Here is a 22,194-nt window from a genome sequence, read left to right on the forward strand (position 1 = left end):
CTATTTTTTCATAAGTGGTAAACATTGTAGGTAGTTCTCATATCTTATCTTTGATACTTCCTGCTTCTCTACCGCCTCTTTAATTGCACATCCAGGTTCATTTACATGAATGCAATCTCTAAACTTGCATTTACCAATATAAGGCTTAAATTCAAACAATGAATTTGCACACTCAATTGGTGTTGTCTTTGTAAAGTCAAGAGATGAAAACCCAGGTGTATCAGCAACCCATCCACCAGCTACCTCATGAAGCTCGGTATGACGTGTTGTATGTTTTCCTCGTCCAAGTGCTTTTGATGTCTCTTGGGTTCTTAGTTCAAAACTTGGATCTAATGAGTTGAGTAAAGTTGACTTTCCTACTCCACTTTGTCCTGTTAATACTGTTATTTTATCACACAAAACAGATGCAAGCTCGTCATCTACACTGTCTTTACCACAAAGTAAACATGTATAACCTGATTTTATATAATCATCAATTATTTTGTATAACTCATCATTTTGTTTTACTAAATCCATTTTTGTAATACATAAAATGGGTTGAATGTTTGCAATTTGTATCAAGAAAGATAATCGATCCACCAGTGTGGTACTAAAGTCTGGATCTTTACTAGACATTACAATAATCGCTTGATCAACATTTGCAATAGCAGGACGCACTAAAACATTCTTTCTTTCAAGAATTTTTTCAATGCCTACTTTATCGCCATATCTTTCTATTTCAACTAAATCACCAACAAAAGGCGTTGTTTGTAGTCGAACTTTTCCCATTGCAACACACAATAAACGCGTCTTATCTTCAGTTAAAACAGTATATTGATTAGAAATTATTTTAATAATTCTAGCTTTCATCGAGCCTCCTTAATAATAGTAAAGAATAATATAACTTCCTTCTTCTTGAGTATAAGCACTACCTAGTGCAGGTGATGTATCTATCACCACACCCCATGATAAGTTTGCTCTTTCTTCATCACTCATACTACTTGTATCCATTGTACTTAATCTTACATCAGCACCAAGTTCTTCTAGTGCATATTTGGCATCTTCAATTGGCATTCCTTTAATTGAATGAGGAATCACAATACTTGGATAACTTGAATAAACTAATCGCACCTCAGTTGCTGCTTCTGGATTAAATTCAGTATTCGGCAATAACAATTCTTGGCGAATAATTTGACCTGCAGGTACATCTGGATTTTCTTCAGAAACAGTGTAAATTCTCATATTCTTATATTGGCTTAATTCTGCTTTTGCTTCTTTTTGATTAGAACCAGTATAATCTTTCATTTTTATACCAATACCACTTGAAACTGTTACTTGAATTCGTGATCCTTTATCCACATTAGTTCCTACCATTGGATTAACTTCAACAATCTGTCCCTTTGGTGTATTCTCAGTTAATTTATAAGTAACATTGGATGTATCTAACATTACATTGTTCTCTGTACATACATCTTTTGCTTCTGTAATGGTTAGACCAATAATATTAGGTACTTCATATCGTCGTGTTATTGGATCTAAAATTCCCGATAAAGAAATTAACATATATCCAACTCCTACAGTAAGTATTAGAATTAACGCTGTAATTACCTTAGGAAGAATTGATTTTTTCTGTTTTACAGGCACCTTTTTCTTTTTTGTCTTTGGTGCATCTTGTTCTTCAATTTGATTAAACATAACCGTTTTATTGTCATTTGCTTTTGATGTAAACACAAGCTTTTTATCATTTGCATGAGTTGGCAACAAACATTGATTTAAATCATTTAACATTTCTAAACAAGATTGATAACGGTACGCTTTATTTTTTACAGTTGATTTTATAATAATGTTTTCAATTGATTGTGGTAGAGATGGATTAAATTCTCTTACCGAAGGAATTTCATTGCGCATGTGCTTTAATGCAACTTGCACTGGTGCATCTGCTTGAAATGGTAATTCTCCCGTTAATAATTCAAAGAAAACAATACCCAATGAATAAATATCACTTTGGTTGGTTGCTGATTCTCCACGGGCTAATTCTGGTGCCAAATAATGCACTGAACCCATAACAGAATCAGATTGTGTAAGTTGTAGTGAACCTTGTGCTAAGGCAATACCAAAGTCCAACATCTTAATTGTTCCATCTGCTTTAACAATTACGTTTTGAGATTTAATATCGCGATGGATAATCCCCTTACGATGTGCTTCCGCAGTTGCACTAATTAATTGCTTCATGATATCGATTGCTTCTTCTTTGCACAAAGCACCACGTTGATTAATTAATTGTTTTAATGTCTTTCCTCTAATGTACTCCATAACGATAAAATGTTTGCCATTTTCTTCGCCTACATCATAGATATCTACAATATTGGGATGTGTTAGAGCCGTTGAGGCACTTGCTTCACGTTGAAAACGCAATAAATTGACTGGATCACTACTGAGTTCTCCACGAAGTATTTTTATTGCTACTTCACGATTTAGGATAATATCAACCGCAACATACACATCAGCCATTCCACCTTGTCCAATGTGTTTTGTTAGTATATATCGATTTGCTATAGTTTCATTCATCGGTTGTCATTCGCCTCCAGTTCTATCAAAATAATTGTTACATTATCATAGCCCCCTACTTTTAAAGACTTATTAAGGAGGTTTCTTACTTTTAATGTTGTACTTAATTCTTTACTCATCATAATTTTTTGTATCACTTCATGTTCCACATAGCCATACAATCCATCACTACAAATAAGGAATGAATTGATTCTTTCGGGATGTGGATCAATATCGATTCTCACATTATCCCAAACACCCAATGCGTTTGTTAAAACATTCTTCTTTGGATGAAATTCTGCTTCTTCAATACTAATTTCTCCTGTTTTAACCAAATCATTGACGAGTGTATGATCTTTTGTAATTGGTATAAATCGTCCATCTGGATAGGTGCAATAAACACGGCTATCTCCTATATTCACAACAAAACGACCTACTTTACAAATAAGAACCCCTACAAATGTTGTTCCCATACCACGATAAACATTGGAAGTTGTTGATTTAGTAAAAATAATATCATTTGCCTTTAACAAATGGAATCGAATCCAACGTATTGCATCCTCTTCATCTTTAAAACCAGCATTCTCACTAAAAACTTCAGAGAAATAGTCAATCGCAATCTTGGAAGCAACATCACCAGCACGACCTCCACCAATACCATCACAAACAATAGCGAAAACGTCACCTACTTCATTTGAAGCGATGACATAATTATCTTGATTTGTTTTTCGGATGAGTCCCTTATCAGTTACTCCATAATAACGCATTGAGAAACTATCCCCTTTCGTGTTTTGCTCTTAATTGACCACAAGCCGCATCAATATCATCGCCATGTTTGGCACGCAAAGTAGCTTTAACCTTATTCTTCATCAAACAATCATAAAAGCGTAAAGCTGATTTAGAATCACATGTCTTGTAACCATGCTCATCTACTTGATTGTATGGAATTAAATTAACATAGGCATTCATACCTCGAATCAAATTCGCAAGATTTCTTGCATCTTGATCTGAATCATTAACACCTTTTAGTAGAACATATTCAAAAGTTAAACGACGATTGTTTTCTTCGCTATATTTTCGTAATGCTGCCATGAGTTGATTCAATGGATAAGCATGATTAATCGGCATAATTTGATCACGCAATTCATCCGTTGGTGCATGCAATGAAATTGCTAAATTGTATTGTACATGTTCTTTAGAGAACTTTTCAATCATTGGTACAATGCCACAAGTACTTATTGTAATGTGACGAGCACCCAAAGCTAATCCTTTATCATGATTAATTGTCCTACAGAAATTCATGACATTGTCATAATTATCAAATGGTTCTCCTGTTCCCATGATAACCAAGTTTGATATTCTTTTTTCTTCTTTATCTAACTCTTTTTGTACATACAGTATTTGTGCAACAATTTCACCACTTGTTAAGTCACGTTGCTTCTTCAATAATCCTGATGCACAAAACTTGCACCCCATATTACATCCAACTTGTGATGTAACACAAATACTTTCTCCAAACTCATAATGCATTAACACAGTTTCTATTAAGGATCCATCTTGTAGTTTAAATAAATACTTTGCAGTTTGATCTTTTGCAACTTGTTTATCTACTAATTCAAGTGGATTAATACAATATTCATTTGACAACTTTTCAATTGCTTCTTTGCTCATATCACTCATCTCATTAAAACTTGAAACGCGCTTGCGATAAAGCCATTGAAAGCATTGATCCGCTCTAAATTTTTTCCAACCCCAACCTAGAAACAAAGCCTCTAGTTCGGCATAACTATAATCATATATTGTCTTCATTTTTTCACCACTGTACTATTTTACCACAAATTACCCTTTTTTTAACAACTTCGCCATATAGAAGCCATCTTTTGTCGAATCTATAGGAAAAATAGTATTTTCATAACATAATTCGTATTCTGGATGACTGTTTATAAAATTTTGAATCTGTTTTTCGTTTTCTTTCTTATTAATTGTACATGTACTATAAACTAAAACACCCTCATTCTTCAAGAGTGACTGTACAGAATTTAGAATATTCTTCTGAAGTTCAACAATTTCATCAATATTTTCTGGTTGTATTTTCATTTTAATTTCAGGTTTACGACGTAATACACCTAGTCCTGAACAAGGTGCATCCACTAAAATAGCATCAAATGATTCCTGCTCAAGAATTGTATTTAGTAAAATTGCATCTTCATTAATTACTTTTGTGTTTGTTACACCCAGTTTATCCATTGCTTCACTTACTAACTTTGCTCGATGCTCATGCAATTCATTCGCAATGATTTCACCTGTATTATTTAGCATCATTGCGATTTGTGAAGTTTTTGTTCCAGGCGCACTACAGCAATCTAAAACTCTTGATTCTTCTTTTAAATTCATTATCTTTACAACTTGTTGACTTGATTCATCTTGAATGACAATTTTGCCTTCTTGAAATATTTCACTTTGAACAAGATTGAAATCAGCTACAAAAGCAAGTTCATCTAAAAAATGAATTCCTTCTATTTTTTCTAGTTCTTCTTTAGAACTTTTTAGTGTATTAATTCTACCTACAACCTGTGCATCCAAGTTATTTCCTTCAATAATCTCTAACATCTTTTCTTGACCATAATGTGCTTTCCACAAATTAATCAACCACTCTGGATGGCTTGTTTGTATCCCAATATCATCTGAATGCATCTTGCCTCTTGCTTCAACTTTTCTAAGTATTGCATTTACAAAACCTTTGTTTGAGTTTGGTGCACAATCTACCGCTTCATTAATAATCGCATAAGTCGGTACTTTATCCATAAAAAACAACTGATACACACTCATATCAAGAAGAATTGCTATTTGCTTTGAACAAGGCTTATCTACCAAATCATTCCATTGATAGCGACACAAACGATAATTACGTAGTGTACCATAAACAATTTGAGTAACTAATCCTTTATCTTTATCACTTACTTTATCTAGTGCTTTACGCATCATTAAATTTGCATATTGACCCTCAAGTATAATCTTGCATAAGCAATCATACGCTACAAATCGTGCATTCATGTTGTATCTCCTCTATTCTAAAATCATTGGATTCACATCAACTTTAATCGTTGGACATCCACTAACTGAGCTTTTCTTTCTTACGACAAGACGAACACTTTCTTTCATCATCTCTAAATCTTTTCCTTTAATTAGAACGCGATAACGGTAGGTATCCTTCAGTTTTAATAAAGTAGAAGGTCCAAGTATTTTATAATCACCATTTAACTCATCACGAATCTCTTTGGCAACTCGTTTTGCTTTTTCTGTGTTTTTATCTTGAACTAAAATTGAAATCATATAGTTATATGGAGGATATCCTCCTGCATGTCTAAATTTCATTTCATGTTGAAAAAATGAGTCATAATCCTGCTTAATCGCTGTTTGAATCGCGTAATGTTCTTCATCAAATACCTGCAGCACAACTTCTCCTGGTAAGTCGCTTCTTCCACTTCTTCCTGATGCTTGGACAATCAAATCAAACGTAGTTTCAATACTACGATAATCCGTTCTACTTAAGCCAGCATCTGCATTGAGTACACCAACAAGTGTTACACGAGGATAATCCAATCCTTTCGCAATCATCTGTGTACCGACTAATATATCTGCTTTACCCTCTTCAAACTGTTTTAATAAATTCTCATGACTATTTTTCTTTGAGGTTGTATCTGCATCCATCCTTATGATGCGACTAGTTGGAAAACGATGTTGTAGTTCTTCTTCCAATCGTTGCGTACCAAAACCAAATGTTGAAAATCCGGCATTTGATTTGCATGCTGGACAACTTTGGATATGACGAATTACTTCACCACATGTGTGACATTTTAATGTTTTATCACTTGCATGATATGACATTGCTAAATCACAATGAGGACACATGATGACTTCTTGGCAAGCATTACAACGAAGCGTTGTACTATAACCTCTACGATTTAGTAGTAAGATAACTTGTTCTTTACGGTTTAAACATGCTTCAATTTTATCCTGTAAGAAATTACTCAAAATGTAAGACTCACCTTTTTTTACTGTTTCTTTTAAGTTTACACAATGAACCTTTGGTAATGTTTCATTAATTCTTTGATCCATCTTTACAAGTTGATAAACACCCTTCATCGCTCTTGCATAAGATTCTAAAGAAGGTGTAGCACTTCCTAAAATGACTTTACAGCCATATGTGTTTGCACGGTGAATCGCAATATCTCGGCAATGATATTGTGGTGTATTATCCTGTTTATAGGATGAATCATGTTCTTCATCAAGGATGATTAGCCCTAAATTTTGAAAAGGCATAAATACAGCAGAACGAGTACCTACTACGACATTAACTACCCCTTCTTTAACCAATTTATACTGCTCATACTTTTCTTGTGGATTTAAGCCAGAGTGATAAATCGCAACATGGCTTCCAAAACGACTTTTAACACGATTAACCATTTGTGGTGTAAGACTTATTTCTGGAACTAAAAATAAAACTTGTTTTCCTTCTGTACATACATCTTGAGCAAGTTGTAAATAAATCTCCGTCTTTCCACTACCTGTTAATCCATGAAGCAAAATCACATTCTTATCTGCATTTCTAATTTTATCAATGGCTTCTTGTTGGCACTTGGATAAATCCAAATTAGGACTTAGTTCTTGGTTATCACTTAGTGTTGCATTGGCTTCTTTCTCTATTTCAAGTAATGCCCCTTTATCAACACAGTTCTTAACATGCACTCCAAACTTTTCTCTTGCCTCACTGTATCGAACCCACTCATGACTTGAAACATACTCATAGACTTCAAGTTGCTTCGGTGTCAACAAGACTTCAAGGTGACTAACTTGTAACCATCTTTCCATTTTAATCGCTTGATTATTTGATGTTGGCTTTACTTTTGATGGAAGCATTGTTTTAAAACAACTAATTGTAGGTGAAACGGTATCTTTTGCCATCCATTTCGCAAGACTTACTAATTCTGGTGTTAAATATGACTCTTCATCCAACACACTTAAAATAGGTTTACATTCAAACCCTTTACTTTTATTTATTTCTTCTAGTGATTCATAAGGTGTTACCGATTCCACAAACCCTATTATCTCTTTATGATTAAAATTGATAAGTACTCTTACACCAGGGACAATTGAATCATCATCTGTCACATAAGAATATGTTTTATCAAGTTGTAATAATGGATGTTCAATCCAACATTCGATTAGATTCATAGCTTCCCTCCTGTTTCATAATTTTAACATAGAGCCTCACATTTGATAAGAAAAAGAAAAGGATGAACTCTTAGTTCATCCTTGGCACAACCATAACTATGTAATCTCACTTATTTGATATTTTATCAACTACTTGAAGATATTCATCAACCACAATAATATCATCAAAGTAGAAACCATCATATATTTTCCCAAATGGTCCTACTGGTTGAACACGAGTTCCTTTAATCGTTTGTAGAATATTATTCTCATCCTCTCGATCATATAAATAAACACTTCCACTTATACCACTATTTTGATTCGTCATTGTATCACATTCTTGATATACCACATTGTTTGATCCACTGCGATCATCGGGTGTTGTATCTAGAGGAATATTATTTAAGGGAATATCAACGTGGACATTATCCATATTTTGTTCAAGCTTATTTTGGGTATAATACTCAAGATAAATTAAATCCTCACCATAACGACGAATCAAAGCACAAGAATTAAGTGAAGTGTTGTATACATCCTCTGTTAGATACATCTCATCATGCAATATAACATAATCTTGAACGATTTCATTAACATTCTCACTTTGATAATTAAATGAATACAGTTTCTTTTGACCATTTGCATATTCCCTTGTTATTTCGTAATGATCATTGGTCGAATAAATAAGATCCATCAAAATCTCACCTGATGTTTTATCCACAAAACTAAATGCAATATCACCTTTTAGATATTTACCACCATCTTCTTGAATGATTTCTGGTTTACTCATTTTAAATGGTGCTTCATTTAATACTTTTACTCCAAATTCTTGATTATAAATTGTAAAATAATACTCTGTTCCCTCCGTTGTGTCCAATCGATCTATTTTACGATTCGCAACGTTATTCTTAATTCCTGAACTTGAGCACGAAACTAACATTGAACTTATTAATACGATACCAATTGTACCCACAATGAAATTTCTACTAAGTTTCTTTACATTTGTATTAAGCAAACCCACGATTCTCTCTTTTACTACAAACTTATTCGAATTGAAATTTGTCGTCAATGACATATTAAACTTTTCATTTTGATTCTTTAATACATCCAATATCGTGAATCCATATTCTTTTCTATATTCCAATGATTTTTCTCTAAGTATCATTTCATCACATGATAATTCTATATCTTTATCCGCTTCCTTATACAATAAAATCATAACTGGATTAAACCAGTAAAGCGAACGAACAAACATAAGAATCCATTTGAATAGAACATCTTTTCTTTTATAATGCATTAACTCATGCATACAAATCATTGCGACCTGATCATGTGTCAATGGAATATTAGGAATTACAACAAATGGCTTTATTATTCCTACTAGCATTGGTGTGCCTAAGTTTTCAATCACATAGATAGGAATTCTTTTCTTAATCCCCATAGAGTCTTGTAGATTATTGAACAAATTTATCAACGCTATGCTTGGTTTTTTATAATTTCTCTTCAACTTCTTTATATCATAATAATACGTCCCTATTCGAATTATAATTAATAATCCAGAAATAATTAAGCTAATGATTAAACCAATTTCAATAAAGCTAATTTCTCTCCCACTTTTCGCTAATGTATCCGCATCTTCAAAAGAATTAACAACTTCATATTTTGTAGAAATCCTATTATCTAATTTAACTTGATTAAATTCATTTGTTTCACCAATATAGATTACTGGTAAATTGGGTTGTTCAATTTTAATGGAAGTAGGTAAAGAAAAATTGAATGGTATGATTAAACGTATTGCGATAGCATACCACAATAAATATCTAACATTAAATCCATATTTATTTTTCGTAATTTTTTTAATTACACTTAAAACTACAATGCATAGTGACATTGTAAGCATAACCTCTAAAATCATCTTTACCATACTTTCCATAAATTTCTCCAACTATTTAATCTTGATATCTAATCTATCCAATAAATCACTTCTTCTTTGATCTGTCCCTGGAAGTGTCATATACCCTATTTTATATTCTCCAACCTCTTTATACAACTCATGATATTTTGGAAGTTCTTGTTTGGTAATTGTTACATTAGCTCCTAAGGATTTATCCTCGTCATCAATAATAAAGAGTACTAAATCACCCGCTTGTGCCAATGTAAACATGCTATTTTCATTGTACTCCGATATTTCAAGGATATTATCTAAATGAATTGAATCATCATTTCTTATCGTAATCACCACTTCACTCTCATTGAAGTCATATACAACTCTATCATTGTATGTTCTCATTTTCAAATTATCACTAAATACTTCGGTTACATATTTTTCTTTTGTACAGCCAGTAAGTAATAGCAAAGTAATAACACAAATAAATATGTTTCTTATTCTCATAAACTCCTCTTAATCTATTGCACTTCATCCAAATAATTCAAATATTTTTCAGGAAGCATACTTTTATCATCATTAATGTGAATTTCATTAATGGTAACACCCTCAATTAAAATATCAAATGGACCTAACAAACTATACTCTTGTGCCACAATCATTGATTTTATTTCATCAATGGAATGTCCATTCTTGTAGATTGCACTAACTGTACTTTGATAGCTTGTACCAGGATCATCTAAAGAGAACATTTTCATAAACTTCATATGGGATTTTTGATCACCAAAAACGATTTTCATCGTTTCTTCACTATCATCAAACACATAACTAGTTAATCCTCTACTCTCTAAATTCTTCGAGATATTTGTATAAGTGTAAGGATAGATTGAAGAAGTATAAACTCTTATATCCGCAAACTCTTGATTTACATCAGTTAAAACGATACATACGTTAATCTTTGACAACAACTCATTATCCGTTAGATCGTTGATAATCATAGAATCTTTTAGTTGTTGGTTGATTTGAGTTGAAGTCGTTTTAAGTAGTAAAGTTATACCCTGATTATAATCACTATAAATTGGCGTGTAGTTCTCATAATTGGACACATCTGATTTTGGGAAAACAATCTCGTTAACTACTTCCTTTGAACTCGAATCTAAAACAGGAATAACAATATCTCCCTTAATATAGGGCTTACTATCTTCTTGAACAACCCAAGGTGTATCAAATGATACAGGCGAATTATCAAGTAACTTAATTTTTATTTCTTTCGTATAAATTTGAAAAATATATTCTACTCCATCCTCTACAGAAACGATATCAATCTTTCGATTAGGAACTTTATTCAAAACTAAATTACTATTTACTGTGCAGGATACAAGTGTAGATGATAGTAAAATCGTCAATAATGAAATGATAAATATTTTTGAATCTGATTTCTTATTTGTAATGTCGAAAAGTTTATTGAATCTTTCATTTAATCCTGATCTTCTTGTACTAAACTCAGTAGTTAATGAGCTTTGATTATTAATCGATTTTCTTTTAATCATACTTAACATCACCTCTCCATTTTTTTTCTATATTCGATTGTTGTATTATTCAATAACATTTCATCACATGATATTTCCATATCATTGCACGCTCTTTTGTTCATATACCACAATAACGGATTAAACCAATAAATACTTCTACATAGCATAAGTAACCATTTCGCAAGAATATCTTTACGCTTGTAATGAATAAGTTCATGTTTGAGAACCATATACAATGCCTCATCATCTAATTCAATGTTAGGAATAAGTATCATCGGGTGAAATAGTCCTACTAGCATTGGCGAATCAAGTTCATCTACAACGTAAATTTCAATTTGCTGATAACCTTCCTGAATTACAATATCATTCAAGTATGACTGAATTTGATTATCATGAAATCTAAGACTTTTAACTTTTCTCAAGAAGTTGAAGTAAGTAATAAAACTATAGCCTATTAAACTACAACCGATGATAATCCAAGCCCCAAATATAAATAACATTGGATTTGTTGAATTATTTTGCGGGATAATTGTTATTTCACTACCATTTTCCTGTGGTATTACATATGCCCCAGACATTTCATAAACAGGATACTTTTGTTCTTGATAAATGGATTTCACTTCAACTGGATGACTAATATTGAAATTAATTGGAATCAGAATTCGAATAGCAACAGCTACCCAAAGAAAATAAATAAACCGTGTACTATATTTTCTTTTTAAATATGGACTAACAAATATGACAAGAATAATAACAATTGACATCGTAATCATAATTTCCGAAATAACCATTACTAACTCGTCCATGTTTGCACCCTCTATCTTTCTCTAAATTCTATTTTGTCCTTTAAGAATTCTTGTTGTGAATAATATTCATTCCGTTCATTCTCACCTAAAACGATACTCATATCACCCCTACTTTCAATAATTCTATATCCATTGGAAAATTCTTTTACTAAATTGGAATCATAGTGATCAGAATCACAACACGAATAACCTTCATTAAAACCTTTTGATATGATAAATTCATAAATATCTTCATCATTACCAGGATATTCAACACCTTTGAAGTAAACTCCAAATATGCCATTTTTTCCATATTGCCCAACTAAAATTCTATCAGTTACATCATCTGGAATAATGATTTCTATGAAGTCATAATCACCTTGTAAGCGATATACTCTTTTACCTTCATCATTAAGTACATAATCTAAATATTGATTATTTGGATATCCTGGCCATTTTTCAAATTCACTTGGTTGATTAAACTCTGAATCTATATAGACATTGTCAACTTTAATATTTTGTTTCTCATGCAATTGATTAAATATTTCAAATTCCATGTTTTCTATTGTTTCTTTCACTTTTTCTAAACTATCACCATTTAGTGTAACAAATGACCTTAAAGATTGTGCATTTCTTCCATTAGCATTTAAATTACATTTTTTAAACAAATCTCCTTCAAAATCAAAATATTGTTCGAATGGTGCACGCTCATATACTGTATTTAAAGCATCAAAACTAAAATTAAAATCAACATTTTTGGTACGAAAATCACTTGGGTAACTGTATAAAATACTAATATACGCATTATCCTTATCTCCAGGTACAATAACTGCACAGCTTTCAATTTCTTTTATCGCACGATTTAGTGAAATATCTTCACCTTGAGCTTTAAATATAATATTTCCAAATACTTTATCTACATTTTCTTGTGTCATTTCGTAGCTTTTATAACTACTTATACTTCCGTTATCACCATAAATAAGACCATCATAATCTTGTATATAGTCAAATGTTTTAGCTACTATAAAACTTGTAATTTCTTCTTTGGACTCGCTATCAACTATACTAATAAATTGACTTCCAATTGCTTCTGATTCTTCGATTCCATGTAGATTATCATTCGTTATTTCTTCTACAAGTGCAAATTCAATGGGTCCATCTTTTCGATAGCTTAATGTCAACGTATTATCATAAAATTCATAAATCATTTCTTGTTCTGTTTCGATTAAAGTAACTGATTCATTGATGGCTGTGGTTGTTTCTTTATATACACTTTTACTACAAGAGACTAATGTAGAAGCAATGATTGTAAGTATCAATGATACTAGTACTATTTTCTTACCACTTGATTTCTTTTTCATATCAATCAAGTTCAATAATCTTTCTTTCACTGTTTTCTTTTCCTGGTTAAAACGAGTTGAAAGTACAGTACTACTTTTAATCGCTTGATTTTGTAATACTTGAAGTATTGTATATCCATATTCTTTACGATATTCTAGATTCTTGTTTCTCAATACAATTTCATCACAAGAGAATTCTATGTCTTTATCTGCATCACGCATCATGACATAAACAAATGGATTAAACCAATGGATACAACTTGCGACCATTAATAACCACTTGAACAAAATATCATGCCTTTGAAAATGAACGACTTCATGTTTTAAAATCATTTTCAATTGAGTATCACTTAATTCTAATGTATTCAAAACTATCTTAGGATGGATGAGTCCAATCAATAATGGACTGGATAAACACTTACTTTCCATAATTTGCAATCGTTCATCTTTAAATAATGAATTAAATATTGATTCCGTATGAGCATTTACAGGTTGTTGGCTTCTTTTTATCAAACGAGAAAATTTAAAGTAATTAACTAATTGATGGATAAGTGAAGTACTGCATCCAATTAGCCAAACAATGAAAAGAATTGTATAAATAGATACTTCTTTATTAACACTGGCTTCTTCCGTTTTAACACTAACATATTTTGTATATTCTGAACTAGTTTCAGCAACTGGATTACTTTGATTATTAAGATTCGGATTAAATACTGGGGTATAGTTTATATTTTGGTTGGGTAACTCTATTGTTACGGAGTTGGGAAGTGAGATGTTAAATGGTAAGATTAATCGAATGGCAATAAATAACCACATAACATATCGAACAGTAGTTGCATATCTTTTCTTTGCTAGAGGTTTTGTTAGCATCATGAGAATGATAAGCACAGCCATTGTTACTGATACTTCAAATAATGTTAATATCCCCTTCTCCATTTTTACTTACCTGCTTTCTTTAAAATTTCCTCAAGTTCATCAATATCTGATTTAGTTAGTTTTGTTGAATCAATTAATGATGTAACTAAACTTTTCATTGAATTATTATGTACTTTGTTTAAAAACCATACAGTTTCTTGAGATTTATATTCATTTTCCTTAACAAGTGGTTGATAGTATTTAATTCTTCCATCTTTTTCCAAAGTTACAAATTTTCTTTCAAGTAGCCTTGCTAAAAGTGCCTGAATCGTAGACATAGTCCAATTGTTTTGTTTGCAAAACTCTGCAATTTCACTTGTCTTTAATGGTCTATCCTCTCGCCACAATACATTCATTATTTCTAATTCTGCCTCTGGTAATTTTTTCATCGTTATGCCTCTCCTATATTTACATTTGTCAATTTCATTATATCGTTATATCTACAATTGTCAATAATCAATTTAAAGTCATTCCATATCTCACTTACTTCTTATATTTTTTTATTCTCTTATAGCGGAAATATCATTATTTCGATAGTTCTAAGAAGTCCCTATACTTAGTTTTTTATTATGCTATATATATCTATTACTAGTCCATCTCTGTTAATGCGAAGGAAGTGAAACACTATGGGGATGCTTGTAATATTGCATACTATCGTAGCAGGTATAATTCCTTATTATATTTGCAAATAGCTAGATAGACATGTTGATTAGTAATTAGCATAAATGAAAAGGCAAGAGCAGCCCTCTTGCCTTTTCTTCTCCTATGGAGATGCTTGATAACATTATATTACCGATTTTTTATTTTAAAGTCAATACGCTATTCACATTTCTCTAGAGTCGATATTTATTCATTTTCTAGCGTTAAGAGAGTATTTAATATTTTTTAATTATCAGTTATTTTCATTATTGTAAAACATAAATATAAAAGCAAAAAATAACAAAATAGAGCATATCAGTATTGATGCTTGTCCTAAGACACGAATTGAAACACTACCAAAGATTGCACCAATCACAAAGAATAGAATAACAAGTAGATAAAGAAGTCCCTTCTTTAGATCTTCTATATTCTTTGTATAAATATAATCACTAATGAATGAAGTTGCTGCTCTTAAATTTCCAACACACATTGTTGTTGATGCACCTAAGCCATGTATCTTTTTAAAACTTTCAATTTGGATACCACAACCTAATGAAATTAAACTGTTCGCAAACAAATTTAAATCTTGTGGAATAAAAGCTACAACAAACAATACAATTGCTTCAATTAAAATCGCAATTTGTCGCCAATGATATTTTCTTTGATGCATTAATTTCCGATGAATTGAAGTTGCTAAAAAGACACCTACCATGAATGCCATAATTGGAACTAAGTATTTAATACAATTGCTCCATTCTTTTTCTAATATACTTAGACCAAGTAAAAGCAAATTTCCTGTTTGAGCATTTGCAAATACTTTTGCTCTAAACAAATAAGAATAAGCGTCCATAAAACCACCACTTATTGCAAGTAGTAGTCCCAATCGAATTGAATCAGAAATTTGCGAAGATTGTTTCATAAAACACCTAATTTAAAATTCTGAATATTCTGTAATTATTTTATCCATTGCTACATCATGTGCAGAACAGATGAAGTTTTCAACTTGTTGCATTGCATATGCAATTCCAATATGAGGACATGATACTTTATCTAGAATTGAATCATAATACCCTTTTCCATATCCAATTCTATGTTTTAATGAATCAAATGCGACCATAGGTACAACCATATATTCTATTTTATTTAAATCGAATTCTTCATTTGAAATTGGCTCTAATAATCCAAATACACCATCTTCTAAATCATCAAATGATTTAATTTCTACAAAAATCAATGACTTTTTCACTACTTTAGGTACAACAATTGTTTTTCCCTCTTCAAGAAATTCTTTAATTAAATTTTGGGTATCTACTTCATCACCCTTACTTACATAAATACCGATAATTTGTTTATCAATACACTCTTTTTTTATCTCTTTCGCAATGATTTCACTTTTTTCTTTTCTATCTTCATTTGTTAGTTCACTACGTTTTTTTAGTGCTATTTCTCTTAGTGTATGTTTTTCCATTATATGTCCCTCACTTGCCTCTATTATAGCACATAAAAAGGTTCAATCTTAACCGATTGAACCTTCCATATCTAATTTTAATAATTGATTTAACTCAACTGCATATTCCATTGGTAATTCTCTTGTAAATGGTTCTAAGAATCCCATAACAATCATTTCTGTTGCTTGTGATTTTGTAAGACCCCTTGACATCAAATAAAACAATTGTTCCTCTGAAATCTTTGATACTGTCGCTTCATGTTCCAGTGTACTTGTATGATTACTACTTACATTGGTTGGTATCGTATCACTTGAAGATATCTTGTCCAAAATTAGTGTATCACACTCAATTTTAGATTTTGCATAAGCAGCTTTAGGACCATGTGAAACAAGTCCACGATAATTAACTGCACCGCCACGTCTTGCAACTGATTTTGAAATAATTGTACTTGATGTATAGGGTGCTAAGTGAATCATTTTAGCTCCTGCATCTTGTATTTGGTTTTCACTTGCAACTGCAATTGATATAGTCATACCTCTAGCATATTCTCCATTTAGAATACATGCAGGATATTTCATTGTAATTTGTGAACCAATGTTTCCATCAATCCATTCCATAGCACCATGTGCTTCTACTTTTGCACGTTTTGTTACTAGATTCAAAATATTGCTTGACCAGTTTTGAACTGTAGAATAGCGACACTTTGCACCCTCTTCTACAAAGATTTCAACAACTGCTGCATGCAATGAATCTTTTGAATAATTAGGAGCTGTGCATCCTTCAACATAATGAAGATCTGCACCTTTATCTACGATGATGCAAGTTCTTTCGAATTGCCCCATACGTTCAGAATTAATTCTAAAATAAGATTGCAATGGCTTATCTAAAACTACTCCTGGTGGTACATAAATAAATGATCCACCTGACCATACTGCAGAGTTAAGAGCTGCAAACTTATTATCAGCACTCGATACAATTTTGCTAAAGTATTTTTTAAATAAATCTGGATACTCTCGTAAAGCACTATCTGTATCTAAAAAGATAACCCCTTTGTCTTCCACCTCTTGTAACATATTATGATAGACAACTTCTGATTCATATTGCGTTGATACACCAGCTAAAAACTTTTGTTCAGCTTCAGGTATACCGAGTCGATCAAATGTATTTTTTATCGTTTCGGGAACATCATCCCAGTTATTTTCTGTTTCATTGTTTGAACGAATATAGTATGTATAATCATCAAAGTCCAATTCTTCTAGATTTGGTCCCCATGATGGCATTGGCATTTTCTCAAAAAGATGAAATGCTTTTAATCGAAATTCTAACATCCACTCTGGTTCATTTTTAATCTTAGATATTTCTCTAATTGTATCTTCAGTTAAACCTTTTTTTGTTCTAAAGATACTCACATCTTCATCTTTAAAGCCATACTTATACTCATCTTGTGTTTTTAGTACATCATTGTGGCTCATTTCGCATTCTCTCTTTCATCAATCATTTGGCGAATAGCTTTCCATCCTATGGTTGCACATTTAATACGATTAGCTTGTTTAGAAACACCTTTTAAAGCAATAGCTTCTTGAAGTATTTCTGGATCATATTCTTTTTCATCAATCATAGCGTAGTAATTATCAATGATTAAATTTGCTTCATCAATTGTTTTACCTACTAAAAGCTCTGTCATCATTGAAGTGGATGCAGTTGCGATTGTACAAGCTACACCATCAAAACAGATATCTTGAATAAGATCTCCTTCAATCTTTGATTGGACAGTAATATCATCAATACATGAGTCAGAAGCCATATGCACAGATGCATAGGATGTATCTTCTTTTAATGCATGATGACGTGGATATTGATAGTGATCCATAATGAGTTCACGAAGAACTTGTGGATCATTAAGTAAACTTGTCATAACGACCTCCTTAGAAAAAGATGCCTACACAGTTTTCTACTGTTGTTTCTTTACATGCTTCTATAAACTGATCTACTTCTTCTTTTGTATTATAGAAATACAAAGAACAACGAATTGTTTCAGAAGCTTCAATTAATTCAATTAATATTTTAGCGCAATGGTTACCTGAGCGAACTGCTATGCCCTTTGTGTTTAAAAAACTTGCAGCATCTTGAGCAAACACACCATTTACATTGAATGTAAGAATTCCTGTTGATGCATTTGGATTATAGAATGTGATGTTATCTAATTCTTGTAGTTTCTTTGATGCATAAACACGCAATTCATGTTCATATTCATAGATATTTTTCATACCTATTGATCGAAGATATTCAACTGCTGCTTTTAATCCTAAGACTGCTTCAATTGCAGGAGTTCCTGCTTCAAATTTATAAGGTGCATCTTTTAATAAGATGTTTCCGCAAATATCAAAACGTGCATTACTTCCGCCACCTAGCATAAATGGATCCATTTGTTGAAGTAAATCAAAACGTCCGTAAAGTACCCCAACACCTGTTGGGCCACACATCTTATGACCACTAAAGCCTAAGAAATCAACACCTGAATCTTTTACATCAATTGGTACATGCGGTACAGATTGAGCACCATCGCAAACAACCAACGCACCATATTCATGGGCAATTTGACATATTTCTTTCATTGGTTGAATATACCCCATGACATTGGAAACCTCTGCCATCGCAACAATTTTAACTTTATCATGCATTGCACCCTTAAAAGCTTCAATTGTCATTTCACCTTCATTTGATAAAGGAATATATTCAATTACTGCACCAACTTCTTCACAAACCTTAAACCAAGGTAAAATATTAGAAGCATGTTCAGCTTCAGTAGACAAAATAACATCACCCTTTTTTAAAAACTTACGACCATAGCCATAAGCTACTAAATTCAATGACATGCTTGCACCAGAAGTAAATATAATTTCTTTTGGTTCTGCATGAATAAATTCTGCTACCGCTACTCTTGCATCTTCATATTCTTTTGATACTTGGTAGGATAAATCATAATCACCACGATGAACATTAGATGTTTGATGTGTGTAGTAATTTGTTACTGCATCAATAACACATTGGGGCTTGAATGTTGTTGCTGCATTATCCATATAAGCAACTTTGGCATTTTGAATCATAGGAAAGTCTGCTCTTATTTTATTTATATCGAACATGACTCGACCACCTTACTTTCTATTTCTTTTCTTAATATTTGTTGAAGTTCTTCATTTTCTATAAAATCTGCAATTGGCATTAAATAACCAACTGTTATTAAACTTAAAACTTGATTGTGCGTTAATCCTCTTGATTGTAAATAAATCATTTGATTCTCATCAATTTGACCAACACTTGTGGCATGGCTTGCCTCTACATCATTCTCATCAATTAATAATTGTGGAATAATCGTAGCTTTTTGCTTTTCATTAAATGTTAATGCGCGCGATGTTTGGTGTGATCTAGAGTCATAAGCACCCTTTACAATCTTCCCCGTCGCATCCATTTTATACTCGCCATCTTCTAAAACAACACTGTAGTTTTCCATATTACCAACTGTGTGTGGTGCTAAAGACTCACAAGTAATTGATGAAATTTTCTTACTTTTGCATAGCGTAGCACTTTTGATAATTGCACTTGCTCCCGCTCCCATTAACGATACTTTTGAATTTCGATTTGTATCACTGACATTGCATTCACCATATGCTAAGTTTAGATAACTGCTCTTCTCTACAACATATGTTTCATCAAATTCAACCTTGGTTTCTGTGTTATTCCATATTAATAATGTACAACCTGCATTTTCAAGCACCGTCATTTTAATTTTTAGATTTGATGCTCTTTTTACATTCATAAAAACACTAGATACCCCATCACATGTTAAATCCAATGTTAATGGGTCTAATGTATCAATAATCCATTCTTGATAGCCATCAGCAATAATTACATTATTTCTTCCACCAACATCAATTAATTTCATACCTGTTTACCTTTTGAAGAAGCAGCGCATGAACCCAGTGATAAAGGTGCCAATTTTTTCTCTTCTTGGATAGGAACAATATTGAATTCTTTATAAATCCAATCATATCCCTCTGTATCTATTTTTGTAACAAGTTCTTCATTTCCTTCAACTACAATTTTACCATCAACAAGCACATGAGCATGTGTTGGTTTTAATAATTGATAGAATCTTTCATAGTGAGATACAGCTAAAATACCACAACCTATTTCTTTTTGTAGTTCAACTACACTGCTTGCGACAATTTTAAGTGCATCTACATCCAAGCCACTATCGATTTCATCCAACATAGCCATACTTGGTTTTAACATCTTCATTTGAACGATTTCATTACGTTTCTTTTCACCACCAGAAAAGCCTTCATTTAAAAAGCGATGTGCTAAATCTGGTTTCATTTCTAAATCTTTGACTGTTTTTTCCATTTCTTTAATAAATGAAAACAAAGGAATTGGTGTTTCTCTACGAGCATTCATAGCTGCACGTAGAAAGTCACTGTTTGTTACACCTGGTACTTCTTGGGGATATTGCATTGCTAAAAAAAGACCTGCACGGCTTCTTTCATCAACACTCATCGATAAAACATCAACCCCATCTAAAGTAATACTACCACTTGTAACCATATATTTTGGATGCCCCATAATTGCAGACAACAATGTACTCTTACCATTTCCATTCGGTCCCATTAGAGCATGGATCTCGTTTGATTTTATTGCTAGAGAAACCCCTTTAAGGATTTCTTTATCTTCAATACTTACATGAAGATCTTGTATAATTAGTTCTTTCATATCCTCATAAACCTCCTAAAAGATTATAGCATATTATGGCTTTTTTGCGAAAATAACGCATTTTTTTCACATTTATTCCTTGTTCACACAAAATTCAGACATCGAATGGCATAAGAAATTGCAAAAAATATAGAAATACCCTATAATTAGTAAGCGTTTCAAAGGAGGAAAGACATGAAAGACATGTTCAAAAAGTACGGAGTCGTAATTCTTATTAGTGTATTCTTTGTAGGAATTATCGCTTACTTCGGCTATGATCAAACAAAAAATATTGTTCAAGGTAAAAAAGCAAATGGTGAAGATGTTATATTCACAATTAACAATGAGGATGTAACAGCAAATGAATTTTACGACATCTTATATAAAGATTTAGGAATTCAAACAGCATACACACAATTTGAAAAAGCAGTTGTTAACGGTAGCGTTGAAGTTACTGATGAAATGAAAGCAACCGCTGATGAGTATGCTGCAAATATCGTAAGTAGTTTCCAATCTCAATATGGAGCAACTTATGAACAAGAATTAGTGAAAATTCTTAAAACACTTGGTTATGAAAATGCCAGTGACTTAAACTTATACATGTTAGACGGTTTAAAGAAGAACACATTAATCGAAAACTATGTATTAGAAAATAAGGATACAGTATATACTCCATATGCTGAAGCTAAGAAACCTCGTGTTGTTAGCCACATCTTAATTAAGATGGTAGATCCTACAAATCCTACTGAAGAAGAAAAAGCAAAAATGGATGCAGTTAATGCTGCATTAGCTGAAGGTAAACCTTTTGCAGATGTTGCTACTGAATTCTCAGAAGATACTGGAAGTGCAGTACAAGGTGGAAGCTTAGGCTTTATGGATGCTGATACACAATTTGTACCAACATTCTTAGAAGGTGCATTAGCACTTGAAGCTGGGCAACGAAGTGAGTGGATACAATCTGATTATGGATATCACTTAATTGTATGTGATGCTACTGATTTTGATACCTTAGCAACATACCCTGATTTCTATACTCAATTAACTACATTTACTCCAGAAATTCAACCTAAAGCAGTATGGGCTAGTGCTCAAAACCTAGGTCTTGATTTTAAAGAAAACGAAGAATTCAAAACAGCTTTATTAAGCTATATGGGAATTAGTGAATAG

The 22,194-nt window shown here is 32.1% G+C and carries 20 protein-coding genes; 1 reads left to right on the forward strand and 19 read right to left on the reverse strand.

Annotation, left to right across the window (positions count from 1 at the left end):
* The 19 genes from rsgA to sufC form a co-directional block, all read right to left on the reverse strand.
* Positions 1–849, reverse strand: coding sequence for a ribosome small subunit-dependent GTPase A (gene rsgA / locus B5D14_RS07220; protein ID WP_078711930.1), 849 nt, complete (start codon positions 847–849; stop codon positions 1–3).
* Between the two features lie 9 nt (positions 850–858).
* The gene (gene pknB / locus B5D14_RS07225) at positions 859–2,547 is read right to left on the reverse strand and encodes a Stk1 family PASTA domain-containing Ser/Thr kinase (protein ID WP_078711931.1); all 1,689 of its coding nucleotides are present in this window, start codon (positions 2,545–2,547) and stop codon (positions 859–861) included.
* Positions 2,544–3,293 (reverse strand): Stp1/IreP family PP2C-type Ser/Thr phosphatase, encoded by a 750-nt coding sequence (locus B5D14_RS07230; RefSeq protein ID WP_078711932.1) that lies wholly within the window; start codon positions 3,291–3,293, stop codon positions 2,544–2,546. The genes pknB and B5D14_RS07230 overlap by 4 nt, the downstream gene beginning before the upstream one ends.
* A gap of 7 nt (positions 3,294–3,300) precedes the next feature.
* A complete protein-coding gene (gene rlmN, locus B5D14_RS07235; RefSeq protein WP_078711933.1) occupies positions 3,301–4,335 on the reverse strand; it encodes a dual-specificity RNA methyltransferase RlmN in 1,035 nt (344 codons plus the stop codon).
* A gap of 30 nt (positions 4,336–4,365) precedes the next feature.
* Positions 4,366–5,580 carry a 16S rRNA (cytosine(967)-C(5))-methyltransferase RsmB gene (gene rsmB, locus B5D14_RS07240; RefSeq protein ID WP_078711934.1) on the reverse strand — a complete coding sequence of 405 codons (1,215 nt, stop codon included), beginning with the start codon at positions 5,578–5,580 and terminating at the stop codon, positions 4,366–4,368.
* A 12-nt stretch (positions 5,581–5,592) separates the two neighbouring features.
* Positions 5,593–7,761 carry a replication restart helicase PriA gene (priA, locus tag B5D14_RS07245; RefSeq protein WP_078711935.1) on the reverse strand — a complete coding sequence of 723 codons (2,169 nt, stop codon included), beginning with the start codon at positions 7,759–7,761 and terminating at the stop codon, positions 5,593–5,595.
* A 106-nt stretch (positions 7,762–7,867) separates the two neighbouring features.
* Positions 7,868–9,670: a M56 family metallopeptidase gene (locus tag B5D14_RS07250; RefSeq protein ID WP_143254410.1), complete on the reverse strand. Its 1,803-nt coding sequence runs from the start codon at positions 9,668–9,670 to the stop codon at positions 7,868–7,870.
* Between the two features lie 12 nt (positions 9,671–9,682).
* Positions 9,683–10,129 carry a hypothetical protein gene (locus tag B5D14_RS07255; protein WP_078711936.1) on the reverse strand — a complete coding sequence of 149 codons (447 nt, stop codon included), beginning with the start codon at positions 10,127–10,129 and terminating at the stop codon, positions 9,683–9,685.
* 14 nt (positions 10,130–10,143) lie between these two features.
* Entirely contained in the window at positions 10,144–11,172 is a 1,029-nt protein-coding gene (locus B5D14_RS07260; protein WP_143254411.1) for a hypothetical protein, read from the reverse strand.
* A gap of 8 nt (positions 11,173–11,180) precedes the next feature.
* A complete protein-coding gene (locus B5D14_RS07265) occupies positions 11,181–11,960 on the reverse strand; it encodes a M56 family metallopeptidase (RefSeq protein WP_078711938.1) in 780 nt (259 codons plus the stop codon).
* A gap of 11 nt (positions 11,961–11,971) precedes the next feature.
* Positions 11,972–14,215, reverse strand: a complete 2,244-nt coding sequence (locus B5D14_RS07270; RefSeq protein ID WP_078711939.1) for a M56 family metallopeptidase — start codon at positions 14,213–14,215, stop codon at positions 11,972–11,974.
* Positions 14,216–14,217: 2 nt separating this feature from the next.
* A complete protein-coding gene (locus tag B5D14_RS07275) occupies positions 14,218–14,583 on the reverse strand; it encodes a BlaI/MecI/CopY family transcriptional regulator (protein WP_078711940.1) in 366 nt (121 codons plus the stop codon).
* A 503-nt stretch (positions 14,584–15,086) separates the two neighbouring features.
* Positions 15,087–15,752, reverse strand: a complete 666-nt coding sequence (locus B5D14_RS07280) for a YoaK family protein (protein ID WP_078711941.1) — start codon at positions 15,750–15,752, stop codon at positions 15,087–15,089.
* Positions 15,753–15,764: 12 nt separating this feature from the next.
* On the reverse strand, positions 15,765–16,301 hold the full coding sequence (locus B5D14_RS07285) for a 5-formyltetrahydrofolate cyclo-ligase (RefSeq protein WP_078711942.1): 537 nt from the start codon (positions 16,299–16,301) through the stop codon (positions 15,765–15,767).
* A 48-nt stretch (positions 16,302–16,349) separates the two neighbouring features.
* Positions 16,350–17,753, reverse strand: coding sequence for a Fe-S cluster assembly protein SufB (sufB, locus tag B5D14_RS07290; RefSeq protein WP_078711943.1), 1,404 nt, complete (start codon positions 17,751–17,753; stop codon positions 16,350–16,352).
* A complete protein-coding gene (gene sufU / locus B5D14_RS07295) occupies positions 17,750–18,196 on the reverse strand; it encodes a Fe-S cluster assembly sulfur transfer protein SufU (protein ID WP_078711944.1) in 447 nt (148 codons plus the stop codon). The genes sufB and sufU overlap by 4 nt, the downstream gene beginning before the upstream one ends.
* Positions 18,197–18,206: 10 nt before the next feature.
* A complete protein-coding gene (locus B5D14_RS07300) occupies positions 18,207–19,424 on the reverse strand; it encodes an aminotransferase class V-fold PLP-dependent enzyme (RefSeq protein WP_078711945.1) in 1,218 nt (405 codons plus the stop codon).
* Complete coding sequence (locus B5D14_RS07305; RefSeq protein WP_078711946.1) at positions 19,412–20,224, reverse strand: SufD family Fe-S cluster assembly protein; 813 nt, start codon at positions 20,222–20,224, stop codon at positions 19,412–19,414. Before B5D14_RS07305 ends, B5D14_RS07300 begins: the two co-directional genes overlap by 13 nt.
* Entirely contained in the window at positions 20,221–21,048 is an 828-nt protein-coding gene (sufC, locus tag B5D14_RS07310; RefSeq protein ID WP_078711947.1) for a Fe-S cluster assembly ATPase SufC, read from the reverse strand. The genes B5D14_RS07305 and sufC overlap by 4 nt, the downstream gene beginning before the upstream one ends.
* A gap of 174 nt (positions 21,049–21,222) precedes the next feature.
* Between sufC and B5D14_RS07315 the strand changes: the two genes are divergently transcribed.
* Positions 21,223–22,194, forward strand: coding sequence for a peptidylprolyl isomerase (locus tag B5D14_RS07315; RefSeq protein WP_078711948.1), 972 nt, complete (start codon positions 21,223–21,225; stop codon positions 22,192–22,194).

This window comes from Anaerorhabdus furcosa (genome assembly GCF_900167375.1).
GTDB lineage: Bacteria > Bacillota_I > Bacilli_A > Erysipelotrichales > Erysipelotrichaceae > Anaerorhabdus > Anaerorhabdus furcosa.